Source organism: Clostridium sp. D43t1_170807_H7, assembly GCF_015555905.1.
Lineage (GTDB): Bacteria > Bacillota > Clostridia > Clostridiales > Clostridiaceae > Clostridium.
The window spans coordinates 20441-39453 of record NZ_JADNLK010000010.1; the positions used below are offsets into that span (position 1 = coordinate 20441).

Consider the following 19013-nt stretch of genomic DNA (forward strand, 5'->3'; position numbering starts at 1 on the left):
TTTACACCTCTTAGTAATGAATCTTATTACGAGTAACTGTTTTTTGTACTAAAGTAACAGTTAATATTATAATTAATAGAACTACTGATGCAGCAAATGCTAATGGGAAATCCTGATCATCGGTGAATCTATCAATTATATACATAACAACAGTAGAAACTGCACCATCTAGTGTATTTTTACCAAACAGAACATAAACTTCTGTGTAAACTTTAAAAGCAGCAATTAAACTAATAACATATGTATAAACTATCATTGGAGAAACTAATTTAACTGTTATTTTTCTAAATATAGTTCCGTTTGTAGCCTGATCAATTTTAGCTGCTTGATAGTATTGTGGATTTATTGAAGCAATACCTGTAGTTAATATTAAAGTGTTAAACGCTAAACTCTTCCATACGGCAAATATAACAACAGCTATCATTGCATACTTAGGATCATTAAGCCAATTAATAGGAGCTATTCCTATCTTCTCTAATAAGAAGTTAATTATTCCATAATCTGAGTTAAATAACCAAGACCATACCATACCTATAGCAACTAATGAAGTTACGTATGGTAAGAAATAAATACTTTGAAATATTCCTCTTACTTTTTCACTTTTAATATTAGCTAATGAATTAGCTAATATTAATGAAATAAATACTGATAATGCCGGAACTACAGCCGCATAAATTACAGTGTTTAATAATGATTTTAGGAATCTTTGATCCTTAAATAAATACTTATATGCTTGAAACCCAAATCGAAAGCCATCACGTTTAGTTTCATCAAAACTAAAAATTATTGTATTAATTATAGGATAAAATACAAAAACAGCAAGTATTATAAGTGCAGGTAGTAAATAAATATATCCTTTAAATTTATTTGTCTTCTTTAGCATTTTGTTAAGAACTCCTCACTTTCAGCGTCAAAAACATAGCTCTTACCTGTTTTTGGCTTAATAATTAGTTCAGCACCTTCGTCAATAAAGAATTCTTTATCAACTAACATTTTATATGTAGCACCTTTATGCTCTAATGTTAATAATCTTTCTCTACCTAATATTTCTACTGTAATAACCTTAGTTCTTAAACCTTCTTCTGCTACCTCAAAATCTTCTGCTCTTACACCTAAAATAACCTTAGACTTATCCTTAGGTAAGTTCTCTATTTTTAATGAATCTATAACACCTTTTCCATCATTACATTCTAAATTAATAAAATTCATTTCTGGACTTCCTATAAAAGATGCAACAAATTTATTTACTGGATTCATATATATATCACTTGGTGATGAAACTTGTTGAATTGCACCATCTTTCATTAATACAATCTCATCTGAAATACACATTGCTTCTTCTTGGTCATGAGTTACAAATATAGCAGTAACCCCTGTTTCTTTTTGAATTCTTCTAATTTCTTGTCTTGTTTCAACTCTTAACTTTGTATCTAAGTTTGATAAAGGTTCATCAAGAAGAAGAATATCTGGCTTCTTTGCTAATGCTCTTGCAATAGCAACTCTTTGTTGTTGTCCCCCTGAAAGTTGAGCTGGCTTTTTATCTAATTGGCTTTCAATTTTTACAATCTTAGCAACTTCTATAGCTCTCTTTTCAGCTTCTTCCTTATCCCACTTTAAATTTCTTAAAGGAAATAATATATTTTCTTTTACAGTCATATGTGGATAAAGCGCATAATTTTGGAATACCAATCCTATTCCTAATTCTTCTGGCTCTAATCCTGTTACATCTCTATCTCCAAAATAAATCTTTCCACTATGTGCTTTATGGATTCCTGAGATAGTAAATAATGTAGTTGATTTCCCTGATCCTGAAGGTCCTAATAATGATACTAATTTTCCTTTCGGAATTTGTAACGTAACCTCATTAAGTGCCTTAAAATCTCCAAATTTTACAACTAGGTTCTCTAGTCTTATTCCCATTGATACTTCACCTCATGTTTTTTTTAATACATATACTATTAAATACAAAAACCGCTAGATTTTCGCGCTATTACAGAATACGACAATAACTTTGTCTTTGTCAACGTTTTTCCCACTTTCCGCTCTTTGTATTTTAAATTTTTTATCAATAATATTAAATTAATCCATATTATTCTAATTTCCATACATTTATATGTAAATTTAACCTATATTTAAAATTTTATCTACAAATACCCTACTAATATTATCGATATAAATTTAGTACTCAAATTTATTGGTAATGAGTAATATTAATATAAGTTTTTATATTTTTAATATAAAAATTTCATATTACTTATACTTTCCTAATTATATTTTTTTATGTTTACCATTTTTTTCTCCAATGTTATTACTTATATTTTTTTCATTAATTGTTATTTAATTAACCTACTAATTATATCTTTAACCTCTCTTTTAATATTCTTATAATAATATTTATAAAAATTTTTAATTTCGTAAACGTTCTCCAATATAGCATCACAAGTAATAAAAGTTATAATAGCAAATTCATCCCATTTATCCATATAAGATTTACCTCTCACTTCTTAATGTTATATTGTATGTTACTCTTTATATTATTGCTATTAAGACTATAAGCTTAGTAACTTTTTATTTATAAATATTTCTTGCATAATTTAATATTCTTAAATATTATATTTATGTAAAGATATATAAGGAGGTATATATGCTACCATTATTAATTGTTTTTTCATATCTTATGGGATCAATTCCTAGTGGATATATTTTAGTAAAAAAGAAACTTAATAAAGATGTAAGAGAATATGGAAGTGGTAACATTGGTGCTACCAATGTTAGAAGAGTTGCAGGTGAAAAACTTTCAAAAATAACAGCAATATGTGATATGATAAAAGCCATTATTCCAGTACTATTAACACGTATTTTAATTTGGAGTGATATACTAAAAACTGATGCAAGTTTAAGTTTATCATTAGTAGCCATTGCCGCAATATTAGGACATAACTATACTATCTTTTTAAAATTTAAAGGTGGTAAAGGTGTAGCTACTTCTGCAGCTGCTTTTATGATAGTTCTTCCTATACCTTTTTTAATTACAGCTGTAATTTTCTTCGGCTTAAAATTGGTAACAAAAATTGTTTCAATTCGTTCTTTAGCTGCTGGTGTTACATTATTTTTATCAACTCTTTTATTAGGCTATAATAAATATTATGTTTATGCTACTCTTTTTACTTGCCTTTTAGTATTTTGGAGACATAAAAGTAACATTGCTAGATTAATTAAAGGTGAAGAAAAATAAATTTTATAAAAACACTGAATTATATTTATATCAGTGTTTTTTCTTTAGGAGGTTTTATGAAATTTATATTTGTTTATATAGTATTTACCAACATACTACTTTTTACTCTTATGGCCATAGATAAACAAAAAGCTAAGTTGAGACAATGGCGAATAAGTGAAAAAACACTTTTTATATTAGCTCTTATAGGTGGTAGTATTGGAGGAATACTTGGAATGTATACTTTTAGACATAAAACAAAACACTTAAAATTTACATTAGGATTTCCAATTATTTTTTTATTTCAGTTAATATCTATATTCTTATTTTTGAACTCTAACTTTTCAATCAAACTTTTTTATTAGAAATTTATTACTGTGGTTACAAAAAATAAAAGACGTTGCATTTTTTATTGCAACGCCCCATAATCACTTCTAGCTACTTAGTAACTAGATGATTACATTAATATTCTATACTATTATTAACTTTTTATTCATTACTTATTAATATAAAATAAATTGTACAACCTTTTAATTTATATTATAATTATTCTAAAAACTAAATATATTAATATTTTTTACTTCGGGGTGATTCTATGAACTTTTTAAAAGGTACCTATGGATTTGATTTATTATCAATAATATTAATTCTATTATCTTGTATACTTAACATTTTTGATTACAGTAGAATTTTAGGTACACTTATTTTAATTTATGCTGTATATAGAGCATTTTCAAAAAAAATATATAAAAGAAAAAATGAATATAATGTTTTCTATACATACACAAATAAATTTTTAAAGAAATTTGGCAAATCTATTCCTTATAATTTGCCTGTATATGATTTAAATAATTTATCTTATATATTTGAAAGCATTAAGTTTAAATATACTCAATATCGTAACTATAAAATTACTAAATGTCCTAACTGCAGACAAAAACTTAGACTTCCAAGAGGTAAAGGTAATATAGTTGTTACTTGTAAAAAATGCTCAACTAAATTTGACTTTAGAACTTAATAATTAATAACTATAAATAATTATTTTATTATGTGGAATATTATTAATATTCATAGTATTGCTATTTTATTGGAGGTAATAAAAATGAAAAAAACTTTATTTATTATTCCATTAATGTTTGTTGCTTTAACTTGTAGTTCTTTAAACTTATATGCAGAAAATATTAAGAATATTAATAAGACTACCGTTATATATCCACAAAAAAGAACACCAATTAAATGGTGGGAAAACTAAAATAAAAAGGGTCTTTATGGCCCTTTTTATTTTCTATGTTAATTAATAGGTTTTTGACCTTTTGCTATTAAGTTCAAAAATATTATTGTGCATTTTTCTCTCTCAGAACTATCACTACAAATCCTCATAATTTTAGCTAATCTTGGATTGCTCCTACTAATCATTTTAATTATCTCTGGTGGCACTTTATTATCTCCAAGAATATTTTTTATTCCAACTAAGTCACTATGAATAGTTACTGCTTCAAAATCTAATTTTTCAAACCCAGTATATTTTAGTATTTTAATAAGTTTACGTCCAATTTCTCTATTCCATCCTGCCTTTTTTTCTATCTGATTAATGAATCCTCTTCCACTTTTAAATAGCATTTCTGGATCACTTACTCCATGCATTCCTCTATCTGAATCAATAATTGCAACTATTCCACCAGGTTTCAATAATCTATATATCTCCTTTGTTGCTTCAATAGGACTTTCTAAATGTTGAAATACAAATCTACAAACTACAAAGTCATAACTATTTTCTTTAAGACCACTATTTTTTATAGAGCCAAACTTAAAATTAAGTCTATTTCCTTCATATTCACTTAAACGCTCTTTAGACATATCAAATAATTTTCTATCAACTTCTAAAGCAGTTACTGAGCTATGTGGTAAATTTTCTAATAATAATTCAGTATATATTCCTGTACCTGAACCAACATCTAATATACGCATTCCATCCTTAAGTCCTAGCCACTTTAATGTTCTAAACTCTTTTTTCCAACCTAATTTAGCTTGAGTTTCAAGTCTATTTACTTCATTATTAAACCCAACAATATTATAAATCGAATTATAGCTCACCTTAATCTCCTTTAATACTTACTTAGATATATCTTATGTTATTCATGTAATAATTGTTCGTATGTTTATTTTATTTATTTTATTAAATTTCTATAATATAAATTTAAGTAAAAGTGGAAAGGTAATTAAAGAAAATAGAGTTGTAATAAAAATAATAACAGCAGAATATTCTTTTTCCTTATCAAACTTTTCTGCTAAAATCGATGTCATTGCAGCTGCTGGCATTGCTGTAATTATAGTCAATGTTTTAACTACTATTGAGTTATCATTTATTATTTTTGAAATAATAATTAAAACAACTGGTAATACTAGTAATTTTAAAATACTACTATAATATATAGTATAATCTCTCAAGTAATTAAGTATATTACTATTTCCTAATATTACACCTATTATTATCATTGATAGAGGCGATGTTACCCCACCCACTAAGTCTAATGTAGAATATACTACTTCTGGAATACTGATATTAAATATTAGTATTATTAATCCAATTATAACTGCTATAATAGATGGATTTAAGAAAACTTTTTTTAAATCTTTTTTCTCTATATTTCCATTAAACAATATAATACCATAGGTCCATAATGCTATTGTAAAAAACATATTAAAAATAGAGGCATATATAACTCCCTCTCCTCCAAATATGCTATAAATTATTGGAAAACCTATAAAACCACAATTTGAAAAAATATTTGCAAACTGCATTATTATTTTTTTATCTGACTTTATTGGAAAAAGTGCAATATAAGATATGAATGTAGTAGTTATTAAAACTATTGGACTATAAATAAAACATTTTATAATATTATTCTTTAGCTGATTATCCATATCAAATATAAATGAAGAAATAACTAAACAAGGTAGCGTGATTTCTAACAATATATTAGTTAATCCTTTATTTATCATTGGAGTTATTATTTTTTTTTTACTTCCATATACACCTATAATCATTATTAAAAATAGAGATATTACTTTATTTATTATTACTGTTAAATCCATTATTTTTCCCCCTAAACTTTATTATCAATTTAATTATACACTATATTAAACAAAAAAAGGCTAATCACTAGTGATTAGTCTTTTTAAGTATTTATTTTAAAATAATGATAATTGATTTGTTTCTGACATACCTTCTAAACAACCATGATTGCTTAAAGTCTCAATTACAGTTTTAGATACCTTTGATCTCAATCTTAAATCTTCCTTTGAAATAAATTCACCATCTTTTCTTGCTTCTGCAATTGATTTGGCTGCATTTACTCCCACACCTTGTAATGAACTTAGAGGTGGTCTTAATGCATTGTCTACAATTAAGAATTTAGTTGCATCTGATTTATATAAATCTACCTTAAGCATTTTAAATCCTCTTTTATACATTTCAAAAGAAAGCTCTAAAACAGTAATCAACCCTTTGTCTTTTACAGTTGCTTGATTACCAAGTGCATATAATTCTTGAAGCTTTGCATGAACTGCAGTTTCTCCTTTACAAATTAAATCTGCATCAAAATCATCTGCACCTCTTACTGTAAAGTAAGTTGCATAATATGCAAGCGGATAATATACCTTATAATAGGCAACTCTAACAGCCATCATAACATAGGCAACAGCATGACCTTTAGGGAACATGTACTTGATTCTCTTACAACTTTCTATATACCAATCTTCAACATTATTTTCTTTCATGGTTTTCTCAAACTCTTCTGTTAATCCCTTACCTTTTCTTACACTTTCCATTATAGTAAATGCAGTTTTTGGTTCAACACCTTTATACATAAGATAAACCATGATATCATCTCTTGTTGCAATACAATCTCTTAAGGTAGTATATCCTTCTTTAATAAAGTATTGTGCATTATTCAGCCAAACGTCTGTACCATGTGATAAACCTGATATTCTCACTAGGTCTGAGAAAGTTTGTGGCTGTGTATCTACAAGCATTTGTCTAACGAATTTTGTTCCGAACTCTGGTAACCCATAAGATCCAACTTCACATTCAAGCTCCTCTTTCGTAATACCTAAGGCTTCTGGTGATGTAAATAAAGACAGTACTTTTTTATCATTTAAAGGTATAGTCTTAGGATCTAAACCTGTTATGTCTTGAAGCATTCTAAGTACTGTCGGATCGTCGTGACCAAGAATATCAAGCTTAAGTAATCTACCGGAAATAGAATGGTAATCAAAGTGTGTAGTTGTTACATCTGATGTTGAATCATCCGCTGGTCTTTGTATTGGTGTAAAATTATATACATCAGTATAATTAGGAACAACCATTATTCCTCCTGGATGCTGACCAGTAGTTCTTTTTATCCCTGTACATCCAATAGTTAATCTTTCAATTTCTGCTTGCGAAACTATTTGATTATGTTGGTCTAAATATTTTTTAACAAATCCATATGCTGTTTTTTCTGCAACTGTACCTATTGTTCCAGCTTTAAATACATATCCCTTACCGAATAAAACCTCTGTATATTTATGAATATCAGCTTGGTTATCACCAGAGAAGTTTAAATCTATATCTGGTTCTTTGTCTCCTTCAAATCCTAAGAAAGTTTCGAAAGGAATATCATGACCATCTTTTATATATGGTACTCCACAATCTGGACAATCCTTATCTTCTAAGTCTGCTCCAGAACTTACAGATCCATCTAAGAAGAAATGTGACTTCTTACACTTAGGACAAACATAATGTGGTGGCAATCCATTAACCTCTGTTATATCTGACATGGTTGCAACAAAAGATGAACCAACTGATCCTCTCGATCCAACTAAATATCCATCTGAATATGACTTTGCAACTAATTTTTGTGCAATTAGATATAGTACCGCATATCCATTATTAATAATAGAATTTAGCTCTTTATCTAATCTTTTTTGAACTACCTCTGGAAGGTTATCTCCATATATAGAATGAACCTTATTCATTGTCATATTTCTAATATCATCATCTGCTCCATCAATTTTAGGAGGATAAGTTTCATCTGGAATAGGTTTTAAGTTTTCTTCTACAGATTCTGCAATTGCCTGTGGATTTTTAACTACTACTTCTTTAGCAATATCACTTCCTAAGTATGAAAATTCCTTTAACATTTCTTCTGTAGTTCTAAAATAAAGCGGAGCTTGATTATCTGCATCTCCAAATCCCTGTCCAGCCATAATTATTCTTCTAAATGCTTCATCATGTGGATCTAAGAAATGAACATCACAAGTTGCTACAGTTGGCTTATTAATTTCTTTTGCTAAATCATAGATTTTTCTATTGATTTCTCTAAGTTCATCTTCATCTTTTACTGAGCCCTTTTCTATCATATAAGCATTATTACCAATAGGTTGAATTTCTACATAATCATAAAAGCTCATTACTTCCTTTATTTCTTCATCACTTTTTCCACCTATTACAGATCTATATATTTCTCCTGCCTCACACGCTCCTCCAATTATAAGACCTTCTCTCATTTCCATAAGTCTAGATCTTTTTGTTCTTGGTCGTCTAAAGAAATTATCAATATGAGCTTCTGAAACAAGCTTATATAAATTTCTAATTCCAGCTTGAGTTTTAGCTAAGATTATTATGTGATAGGTTGGTAGCTTTTTAATATCAACTTTTTCTAAGAATACTTTATTTAATTCTTCTAAAGTTTGTATTTCAAAATCTTCTTTTATTTTCTTAAAACATTCTACTAAAATATCTGCTGTTGCTTTAGCATCATCTACAGCTCTATGATGACTTTCAAGCTTAACCCCTAGATGCTTTGCTACAATATTTAATTTCACAGATTTTAATTCAGGATATAGGAATCTGCATAATGGAACAGTATCTACTATAGTTGGATTAAAATCTAAACCTAAATCATTACAATTTTTAGATATAAAGCTACAGTCAAATGCAGCATTGTGGGCAACAACAACTGAATCTCCTATAAATTCTAAAAATCTTGGTAATATATCTTCTATTCCTTCAGCATCTCTAACCATATCATCATTAATTCCTGTTAATTCAATAATTTTATATGGTATAGGTCTTCTTGGATTTACAAATTCACTAAAGTTATCTACAATAACTCCATTTTTAATTTTTACAGCACCTATTTCTATTATCTTATCATTTTTAGATGAAAATCCTGTTGTTTCTAAGTCAAATACAACATATGTATCATCTAAATTTTGACCTTTCTCATTTAAAGCTAGTGGCACTCCATCATCTACTAAATATCCTTCTACTCCATAAATAACTTTTATTTTATTTTTCTTAGCAGCTATTTGTGCATCTGGAAAGGCTTGAACTCCACCATGGTCAGTAATTGCTATAGCAGGATGACCCCATTTTGCAGCTCTTTCAACAATTTTAGAAACTGGAGTAACACCATCCATTGCACTCATTGTAGTGTGACAATGAAGTTCAACTCTCTTTTCTTCAGCTCCATCCATCTTCTCCATCTTTTTCATTTTTAAGATGTCTCTACCCATTATTACAACTTCTCTTTGATATGTATCATATACGGCTTCACCTCTAACCTTACAGTAAAGACCCTTTTTAACATTATCAAGAACCTCATCTTTTTCCTGAGGTTTTAAGAAGCATTTAACTGTTATAGAGCTAGTATAATCAGTAATATAGAATGTTAAAATTATCTTACCTGTTTTAGTTTCCATAGTATCAACTTTAAATACATCTCCTAAAACAGCAACATATCCTGATCTTTCATTTATTTCATTTATTGGAGTAGCTTCAATAGAAATATTTCTACCATATATTGCATTTTCAGCTTTTGGTTCTCTCTTATAACTATTTTCTTTCTTTTCATATGTTTTCTTTTCAGCTGGCTTTTTCTCTACTGGTTTACTTACAGAACTTGAGGCTTTGCTCATTTCTTGAACTCTAGCCTGCATAGCTTTGTTTAACAATTCTTTTTCTTCTTTTTCTCTTGCTGCATAATCTATTACTACTTCCATAGTAGGATCATATTTTATTTCAAACTTGCAAGTTATTCCAAACATTGCTTCAACAGTATTTTCTAAGTCTTTTTCCCCATTCTTACTCTTTAAATGTTGTGTTAACTTATCATATCCATTGAATACAGATACCTTATTATCATTAACTTCTTTTCTACAATTTAATAAAAGAGTTTTACATAATGGAGTCTTTTTCATTGTATCTGAAATACATTCAATCCAATGATTTTGTATAACTTCATCTAATGTGATATCTGAAGCATCTCTATAAAAAACTATTTCTACAGTAATTCTTATCATTAATGTTTTACAAATAATCTTTTTAATTAGTTCTTCTTCTTCATGCGCTAATTTTTCTTTTCCTCTTAAAATAACTTTTAAAATCATACTTTTTCTTAAAAGTTGGAACTTTATAATTTTAAGTTCTTTATCTTCTAAACTTTCATGTTTATTTATTTCAAGGGTTAGCTTTTTTATAATATCGTCACTCAATCTTATACCCCCAAATCTTTTAAAATTTTCAACTACACCATTATAGCACAAATTTATTTTTGTTAAATAACTACTATAAATTTCATTTTAATATAAAAACTGTACCAAACTATATAAACATACTAATAAATTGTTTATATAATTTTAATACAGTTATTTTATAAACTAATTCTATTCTAAAGCTTTATTATAAACAGCATCTATACCATTTATAAACTCTTCATAGGAAGTTTGTACAAATACATCTGGTATTATTCCTCTAAACTCATCATCTGCTCTTTCTATTAAAGAAGAGTTTCCTGTTTCAGAGACAGAATAGAAAAACACACTGTCTGTATTAGGTGATTTATACATTGCAACTTCTGTAAATCCTCCTACAGGTCCACTTGTTTCTTCTCCATATATTGTAATATTAAAATTATTTAATAAGTCTTCAACAGCTTTAAGTGCAGCTGATGCTGTAGCTGGACCAATTAAAACTCTTATATCTTTAGATGATAAATACTCTTTATTTTTCACTATCCAAGAATTTAATAATTGACTATTTCCACCCCCATTTTTTCTTAAATCAATAATAAATTTATCAAATTTATTATCATTATTTTTCATAAACTCTATCATTTCATCTCCAAACTCTGAAAACACCGGCATAGAACTTGTATTAAGGAAATTCTCATTAAATTGCCTATTGGTTATAGTTGAATCTGCACATGTATTATATTGAAAATACGCAGCTTTATTTTCTTCATCAATATTATACCAATAATATTCACTTTGTCCTTCTGGTACATTCCTTAAAGAAGTTGGTGGATAATTTAATAGTTTATCACCTATCTTCACAAATTCATAATTTTCTATATCTCCACTTTTAATTATAATAGTTTCTATTTCTCCATTCTCTAATTCAAAAGTAAAATTTGCAGACTCTCCATCTACAACTTCTAAATACTCTAATGCTGTTTGTTCCAATGGATATTGATTAAATACTTTTTCTTCTATATGCTTTTCTGTTTCACAAGATTCAATTTTCATATATTTATCTCTGACTTCCTCAATAGTATATTCATTAATTTTTAAAAGCTTTGCTCCTATTAATTTCTCATACTCTTTTTCAATAATTCCAACTCTAAAATCATTTTGAATTTTACCAATACCTATTGGAAAATATTTTAAGTTAACTTCAAAACCTGGATTAATATTTGTATGACTATTTCTTACCTTAGCTAATAATTCATTAATTCTATAATATATAGTTTCATTTGACATATATTTAGAATTTAAATCTTCTATTAACTCATTGCAACTATTAGTCCATTCCTCCTCTGTAACAAAATGAAAAAAACCACAAGCCTTTTTATGCATAGTATCTCTCATAAAAATTACATCTTTTTCTACCTCTGAATATAAAGAATTCAATGTTTTTTCTTCTAAATTTGTACTAATACCCTTATTTAACGTACCACAAGATATAAGCATACCCATAAATAAAAATATTACTATCAAATTATATACTTTTTTCATAAAATATCCCCTTTTATTTAGTATTTAATTTAATTTTACCAAATTACATCTTATTAAACTATAATTATTGTAACTTTTGTAAATTATTACAAAATATTATTTTTCATTATATTTTCCTTTAATATTAAAACTAGATATATTAAATAATAATTTGTATAATGTTATTTGTATAATAGATAAATAGAGGTGCAACAACTTTGAATATAAAAGAATTTGACTATTTAGAAATAGCATTAAATGAATTAAAAAATAATAAAGATGATTTACTTAAAGCATCTTTAAATTTAGAGAACTTTTTTCTAGAATTATTAAACGAAAGTTATTGTGAATTTTCTAATATTAGTTCTAGAGTTAAATCTATTGAGAGTCTAAGAGAAAAAATACTTAGAAATCATTACTATAAACGTTATGATGAACCAAAAAAACTTATATATAAATTAAGTGATCTTATAGGAATTAGAATTGAATGTAGATTTGGTGATGATGAAAAAAAGATTTATCGTTTCCTAAAGAAATGTTTTAATAAAAAAGCTGATGAAGACTATTACTATAGCGATAATAGTAGTAATATTTTTCTTAAGCTTTCTGGAAAACAACCTCAAAAACAAAAAAATGGATTCACTATTTACAGAATTGATGGTAAATTTGTCTCTAATGATTTAGTAATCCCCTTTGAACTTCAAGTAAAATCACTTACAAATATGTTTTGGAGTGAAATTGAGCATCAAATAATATATAAAAATTCTAACTATATTATAGAGGATCAATTTTTAAAAGATATAATGAATTCTATAAAAAATAATTTAACTATGATAGATAATCAACTATTAACAGTTTTAAAACATGTAGAATCAAAGAAATCTAAGACTAGTACTTCAAATAAAAGACATCTTCAAGAAATAGTATCAAAATTTATATATGATATGTTCTCCGTAAAAATGAAAGAATCAATCCATATGAATATTAATTTTAAGGATTCTTGCGAAACTATAGTTGAATATGTATTCTTTAAAAATAATATTTCAAATGATTCTGATTATACTAAAGTTTTAATAAATGCTTTAAACAGATTAAATTTAATTTCTGATGAAAAATTAGACTTTAATTCTTATTTAAACTTTGAAAGAAATGTAGTATATGATGATTCTTTCAAAAAAATTATGGGTGAATATTTTGAAAGTGTAATTAATAGTGAGTTTAATTGGAATTTATTTTTTAGAATTCTATTTACATTAGAGCCTTTAGATAATGTAGGAGACTTTGAAAAGTTTTTATCTTACCTTAAAGCTAGTTATACAGAATCTAAATATATAAATAAACAAAAGGATATTTTAATATCTAGATTTAGTAACGATTTCTTAATAATTGATGATTCTATTAAATCTCAAATTGCCAAAACTTTAGTTTCTATTGATAAAATAGATATAGTATACGAATATTCCATGGAAGAGGTTAATGATATTGTTGAATACATTTATAAATATATTTATGATAACATAAACACTATTGAGCAATGGTTCAAAAATTCTGATGCTATATTGCTGCATTTACACAATGAAATATTAGAAGTATTAGATTAGCTTAAAAAATCTTATTATTTAGATCCTTAATAGTAAAAACTGGATGCTACTTTTTTTAGTATAGCACCCAGTTTTAATTATAAAGCTTCTATCAATAAATTAAATTCTTTTTTCTTCTCTTTTAACTCTATTTCTAGACTATCATATCTTCTTTGTAACTCATTCATAACACGTTCTACTTTTATTTTTACTTCTTCAATACTATTTAGTGCATCATTAATTTTATTTTGCACAGAAATATCAGTAAATATATTATCTAAAAACAAATCTAATGTTACTGTAATTGTAGAAAATGATATATTATTTAATTTAATATCTCCAAGTTCTTTATTGAAACTACTAATTAACTCTTTAATCTTATAAAATTTATCATTAGCTTTTTTTATTTTATTATGTTTAACTATAGATGACATCATATCCCCTCCTACAATATCTAAAATCCCCCAATTCTTAGCATTTTTTAATTCATCTTTTGCATAGCTTACTTCTCTAATTAATTTTTTTCCAACTTCATAAACTTCCTTAATTTTTCTACTTTCATTAATGATATTATTAATTCTTTTATCTAAATTTAATATTTTTTCTTTAGCATCATAACTTCCATAATCTTTTATCAACTTAATCTTTTCATTTATTACTTTATTGTATTCTTCTTCACAATTATCTAATGTTTTTAATTTATTTCTTTTAATAACTAAGTCTTTTTTTAGAATATTTATGTTTGCCAACAATTCGTCATATTTTGATTTTACTATTAAATACTCTTGTTCTTCTTTTTCTAATTTATTTTCTTTGTTATTTAACACTGTAGCTATTATATTTGAAACTGAAAACTTATTTAAATTATCAACATCTTTCTTTTCCTTTTTTAAATCTTTTTCTAAATCATATAACTTTTTTTCATCCTTTTCTAATTGATCTTCTAATATATTTACTTCTTCCTTTAGCGATTTTTTCAATTTTATAAACTCTTTTAGCTTTTCTAATTTCTTATTTATCTCGTTATACATTTAATTCCCCCACAATTTATATTAAATTAATTCTAATATTATTTATATTACTAATTTTAATTTTAGTTCTATTATTAGTTAATTCTCTACTTTTATAAATATATTTCCCTGTTATTTAATAAAGAGTCTTAGCTTCTCCTTACTGAGAAAAGCTAAGACTCTTTATTAATCTGTCTTCACCAATTATTATATTCTCAAAAATATTCCTTGCATTATCTTCATATAATTTTGGCTCTAACATAGCTGGAGTAAAATGAGTTAAGAGTAGCTCTTTACAATTACTATCACTAGCAAGCTTTGCTGCTTCAGCAAATGTCATATGCTTATTTTTAATAGCTTTTTCTAAGTCATCATTATTTCCATATGTACCTTCACAAATAAATAAATCACTTTCCTTTATAAAATTAATCATTTGATCTTGCGGCCTACTATCTGTAATTAAACTTAATTTTATTCCCTTTCGCTCATCTCCAAGAACCATTTCTTTTTTATATTCTTTACCTTCATATGTAATAACCTCTTCATTCCCTTTTTGTAGCTTATTCCATAAAACTTTAGGAACATTATTCTCTTCAGCTTTTTCTAATGAAAACTTTCTGTCACGTTTAAAATAAAAGCTGTATCCTAAGCATGGAGATGAATGATCTACTTCTAAAGTGCTTAATCTTATTTGTCCATTTTCATTTACTACTTCTAAATTTTCTTTACCTACATTCAAATTAACTTCTTTAGGATTTTCAATTATATTAACTTCATAGGGTAAATACTGTGCAATAACTCTAAGTCCATTTACTACTTCTGTTATTCCTTCTGGTCCTATTATTGTTAATGGCTCTACTCTACCACTATTACCTATAGTAGATAAAAGCCCTGGAAGTCCAACAATATGATCTCCATGACAATGAGTTATACAAATTACATCAATTGATTTAAAGCCCCATCCTACCATTCTCATAGAAACTTGCGTACCCTCTCCACAATCTATAAGAATTTTTCTTCCTTTAAAATTTAAAAGGCTAGCAGATAAATTTCTAAAGGGCATTGGCATTCCTCCTCCACAACCTAATAAACATAAATCAACCATTACTATCACCACTTTTCTATATCTTATACTAAATATTAATTTTAAAAGTACATTCTGGATAATTTTTGCATCTTTTAATTTTTCCATATTTTCTACTTTTCTTTTTTAGCTTTCCACCACATCTTGGACATTTATTTTTTCTTAAGCTCTTTTCGGCTTCTTTGATATTTCTTTTTACATTTTTTACATGAACTACTCTTTGCTTAAAGGAATCAATATTAAGTTCATTAATTTTTTTATAGATATAATCAACTTCTTCCTTTGTAAACTCTTTTTTTCTACTTCTTTTAATTACTTTATTTACCTTATTGTAATATGTAACTATAGTTTCAGTATTAACTTTCAATTTTGATCTTTTAGTAAATAAAATTATGGAGTTTATTTTCCTATATCTTAATGTTGGTACAACATCTTTCAATGCCTTAATGTGTCCATTATTTTGTTTTATTGGATTTCTTAATACTTCTTTATTATTAAATAGTATTTGATTCCAACTATCATCATATTCATTTCCAGTTATTATTCCCTTATAATTCTTTGTTTCAATAACAAATAATCCATATTGTGATATTACTATATGATCTATTTGTGTAGTTCCTTTTGATGTTTTTAAAAGTAAATTATTTATTACTTTATATTTTCTTTTATTTAATTTACTTAATCTTTTAGATACAAGTTTTTCACCAACATATCCTTTTACTTTTGATTCATATGATTTTATTAATATTAATATAGTTATTAATATTAATACTGCTATTCCCACATTCATTTGTTTTCCTAATCTTTCTATTTATTTTCTAATATTATTTTGCCATTTCAAATAGTTATTGTAAATATTTATATCAATGTTATTTGATAATACGCTTAAATTACAAAAGGAATAGTATTACCTTTTAATACTATCCCTCTTTTTATAAATAATTCTACTTATAACCCTTTCTCTTCGCCCATTCCTCATATAGTATTCCATAAAATAACTCATCATGCCATTCATCTTTAAACCCTGTAAACTTTCTATTTTTTATAATATGCCCCTCTCTTCTCATTCCTAGATTCTCCATAACACGATATGAGCCATAATTTTCTGCATCACAGGTTGCATATACTCTGTGTAATTTTAAATCTTCAAATGCAAATCTAACTAGTTCCTTTCCTGCTTCTGTCATATATCCCTGTTTCCAATAATCCTTATGAAGTATCCACCCTAACATACCTTCATATAATCCATCATTTAAGTAAATACCACATCCTCCTATAACTTTTCCATTTTCTTTTAATGTAATAGCAAAATCATATTGTGTACGTGGATTTTTATCTATATTAGATATACAATCATCTAAAAATTCAATAGTATCTTCTTCACTATTAGGTCCCCATATCATATATTTTATATTTTCTAAGTTACTTGCATATGCATGTACATCTTCAAAATCCGCATGACTAAATTCCCTTAATATTAATCTTTTAGTTTCAAACTTCTTATTATTTTCCATATAACACCTCTCCTTAAAATAATAGTTTTCTCTTTCATTTCCAACAAAAAGAACATGACCTTTTTCTATAATAATTGCTGCTGCACGATATCTAAACCATTTATTTTCCTTAGTAAATCCACAATCATACTTCATTTATACCTACCCCTTTTCTATTCTCATATACCTTTTTAATACAATCTCATACACTAAATATTATAATACAAAAAATGTGTTACTAAAGAATTAAATAAATTCCTTAGTAACACATTTCACTATTTATATTTCTGATTCTAATAAATTTTTAAACACCTTATTATGTTCTATATCTTTACTTAAACTTTGTATAACTCTTATAATTAAATCTTCGTTTATTTCTTTATTATTTAAAGCTATTCCAATTATATAAGCTTTTATTATTCTATAACTATTAATTAATATATTTATACTTAAATTTAAACTTTCTCCCCTATTAAGTGGAATTAAATCTTTAAATATTTGATTTACTAAATAATTTTCTAAAATATAAGAATATTTTTCTATTAACTTTAAGATACTTTTTTCATCATTTATATACTTTACAATATCATTTACTTTTAAAATTCCTTTTTTATATTCTTCAACACATTCCTTTAATCTAATACTTCTTATATTTTTTATTAACTCTTTATCTAAAAGACTTAAATAAAATTCATTACTTTCATTTAAATCTAAAATTTTTAAAGAATCGAAATCAATATTCCCTTCACCATATTCCCCTAAAAGATCTTCTATTCCCTCAAAATCTTTTTCATTATAATACTCTTCAATTTTAGTATAAAAGGACTTCAAAATACCCAATCTTTCTTCAATAGAAAAACTCCTATTTTGAATTATATTTATAGAGTTTATTCTTATATCCCAAAAATATTGAAGTAAACTATCAGTACCTTCAAATGCTTCTGTATCAATAATTCTTCTTATTTCAATAGCACTTTCATCTATTTCCTCTTCAGTTTCAATAAACTCCATTTTTTCCTTATTTAAAAATGCTATATTACAAATTTCTTCACAAGATGACAATCCTGATTTTTCATATACATCATCTATAATATTATAGACTCTAGGAAATCTCTTGCATGTTATACAAAGATTTTCTTCTCCGATTCCTCCATGAATATCACAAAGTAAGTTATCATTTAAAAATGGACATTTATTATGTTCTTTTAAAATCATAAAACCTTTATTTAAATAATCTTCACTATTTTTATTTTCTCTAAACTTACCTTGTACTAGTTCCTTAAGCTTCCCAGTACAGTTAGTATATTTTTTATATGTATCCTCATCTATATTTATATCCCATCCTGCACAACATGTATCTGCACAAGCTGAACCAATACATTTAAAAGTTAACATATATTTTGGCATAAACATATTTACTTTCATCTTTTGCTCCAATCACTATAGTAACTACTATATATTTTTATTTCTTTTCTATAATACATCAAAACATAATTATATCATATTATTTTCTTCAATTATTATATTCTTAATATGCTTTTATTTTCATATTTTATAAGTTTTAAGCAAAATGCAATTGAAAGTCTCATTCCA

The 19013-nt window shown here is 26.1% G+C and carries 17 protein-coding genes; 5 read left to right on the forward strand and 12 right to left on the reverse strand.

Annotated elements, in window-relative coordinates; genetic code table 11:
• Positions 1–10: 10 nt before the first annotated feature.
• From I2E98_RS07950 to I2E98_RS07960, 3 genes are all read right to left on the reverse strand, one after another.
• Complete coding sequence (locus tag I2E98_RS07950) at positions 11–883, reverse strand: sugar ABC transporter permease (protein WP_195468416.1); 873 nt, start codon at positions 881–883, stop codon at positions 11–13.
• Entirely contained in the window at positions 877–1920 is a 1044-nt protein-coding gene (locus I2E98_RS07955) for an ABC transporter ATP-binding protein (protein ID WP_195468417.1), read from the reverse strand. The genes I2E98_RS07950 and I2E98_RS07955 overlap by 7 nt, the downstream gene beginning before the upstream one ends.
• A gap of 413 nt (positions 1921–2333) precedes the next feature.
• Positions 2334–2483, reverse strand: a complete 150-nt coding sequence (locus I2E98_RS07960; RefSeq protein WP_166484650.1) for a hypothetical protein — start codon at positions 2481–2483, stop codon at positions 2334–2336.
• Positions 2484–2644: 161 nt separating this feature from the next.
• Here I2E98_RS07960 and plsY point away from each other — a divergent pair, with 161 nt between their 5' ends.
• The 4 genes from plsY to I2E98_RS07980 all read left to right on the forward strand — a co-directional run bounded on the left by plsY (position 2645) and on the right by I2E98_RS07980 (position 4466).
• A complete protein-coding gene (gene plsY / locus I2E98_RS07965) occupies positions 2645–3235 on the forward strand; it encodes a glycerol-3-phosphate 1-O-acyltransferase PlsY (RefSeq protein WP_148323084.1) in 591 nt (196 codons plus the stop codon).
• A 56-nt stretch (positions 3236–3291) separates the two neighbouring features.
• A complete protein-coding gene (locus I2E98_RS07970; RefSeq protein ID WP_195468418.1) occupies positions 3292–3579 on the forward strand; it encodes a DUF1294 domain-containing protein in 288 nt (95 codons plus the stop codon).
• Between the two features lie 230 nt (positions 3580–3809).
• A complete protein-coding gene (locus I2E98_RS07975; RefSeq protein WP_195468419.1) occupies positions 3810–4232 on the forward strand; it encodes a hypothetical protein in 423 nt (140 codons plus the stop codon).
• Between the two features lie 84 nt (positions 4233–4316).
• Positions 4317–4466 (forward strand): hypothetical protein, encoded by a 150-nt coding sequence (locus I2E98_RS07980; protein WP_195468420.1) that lies wholly within the window; start codon positions 4317–4319, stop codon positions 4464–4466.
• Positions 4467–4504: 38 nt separating this feature from the next.
• Here the strand turns inward: I2E98_RS07980 and I2E98_RS07985 are convergent, their stop codons facing one another.
• The 4 genes from I2E98_RS07985 to I2E98_RS08000 form a co-directional block, all read right to left on the reverse strand.
• Positions 4505–5308, reverse strand: coding sequence for a class I SAM-dependent methyltransferase (locus I2E98_RS07985; RefSeq protein ID WP_195468421.1), 804 nt, complete (start codon positions 5306–5308; stop codon positions 4505–4507).
• Positions 5309–5398: 90 nt separating this feature from the next.
• On the reverse strand, positions 5399–6310 hold the full coding sequence (locus I2E98_RS07990; protein WP_195468422.1) for an AEC family transporter: 912 nt from the start codon (positions 6308–6310) through the stop codon (positions 5399–5401).
• 96 nt (positions 6311–6406) lie between these two features.
• The gene (locus I2E98_RS07995) at positions 6407–10753 is read right to left on the reverse strand and encodes a PolC-type DNA polymerase III (RefSeq protein WP_195468423.1); all 4347 of its coding nucleotides are present in this window, start codon (positions 10751–10753) and stop codon (positions 6407–6409) included.
• Between the two features lie 171 nt (positions 10754–10924).
• Positions 10925–12274, reverse strand: coding sequence for a hypothetical protein (locus I2E98_RS08000; protein ID WP_195468424.1), 1350 nt, complete (start codon positions 12272–12274; stop codon positions 10925–10927).
• Between the two features lie 197 nt (positions 12275–12471).
• Between I2E98_RS08000 and I2E98_RS08005 the strand changes: the two genes are divergently transcribed.
• Positions 12472–13854: a (p)ppGpp synthetase gene (locus tag I2E98_RS08005; RefSeq protein WP_195468425.1), complete on the forward strand. Its 1383-nt coding sequence runs from the start codon at positions 12472–12474 to the stop codon at positions 13852–13854.
• A 77-nt stretch (positions 13855–13931) separates the two neighbouring features.
• Here the strand turns inward: I2E98_RS08005 and I2E98_RS08010 are convergent, their stop codons facing one another.
• From I2E98_RS08010 to fliB, 5 genes are all read right to left on the reverse strand, one after another.
• Positions 13932–14864, reverse strand: a complete 933-nt coding sequence (locus tag I2E98_RS08010; protein WP_195468426.1) for a hypothetical protein — start codon at positions 14862–14864, stop codon at positions 13932–13934.
• 139 nt (positions 14865–15003) lie between these two features.
• Positions 15004–15948 (reverse strand): ribonuclease Z, encoded by a 945-nt coding sequence (locus tag I2E98_RS08015; protein WP_195468427.1) that lies wholly within the window; start codon positions 15946–15948, stop codon positions 15004–15006.
• A 28-nt stretch (positions 15949–15976) separates the two neighbouring features.
• Entirely contained in the window at positions 15977–16717 is a 741-nt protein-coding gene (locus tag I2E98_RS08020) for an NERD domain-containing protein (RefSeq protein WP_195468428.1), read from the reverse strand.
• Positions 16718–16871: 154 nt separating this feature from the next.
• Positions 16872–17576, reverse strand: a complete 705-nt coding sequence (locus tag I2E98_RS08025) for a GNAT family N-acetyltransferase (RefSeq protein WP_207737586.1) — start codon at positions 17574–17576, stop codon at positions 16872–16874.
• A gap of 123 nt (positions 17577–17699) precedes the next feature.
• Positions 17700–18845 (reverse strand): flagellin lysine-N-methylase, encoded by a 1146-nt coding sequence (gene fliB / locus I2E98_RS08030; protein WP_195468429.1) that lies wholly within the window; start codon positions 18843–18845, stop codon positions 17700–17702.
• Between the last annotated feature and the right edge of the window lie 168 nt (positions 18846–19013).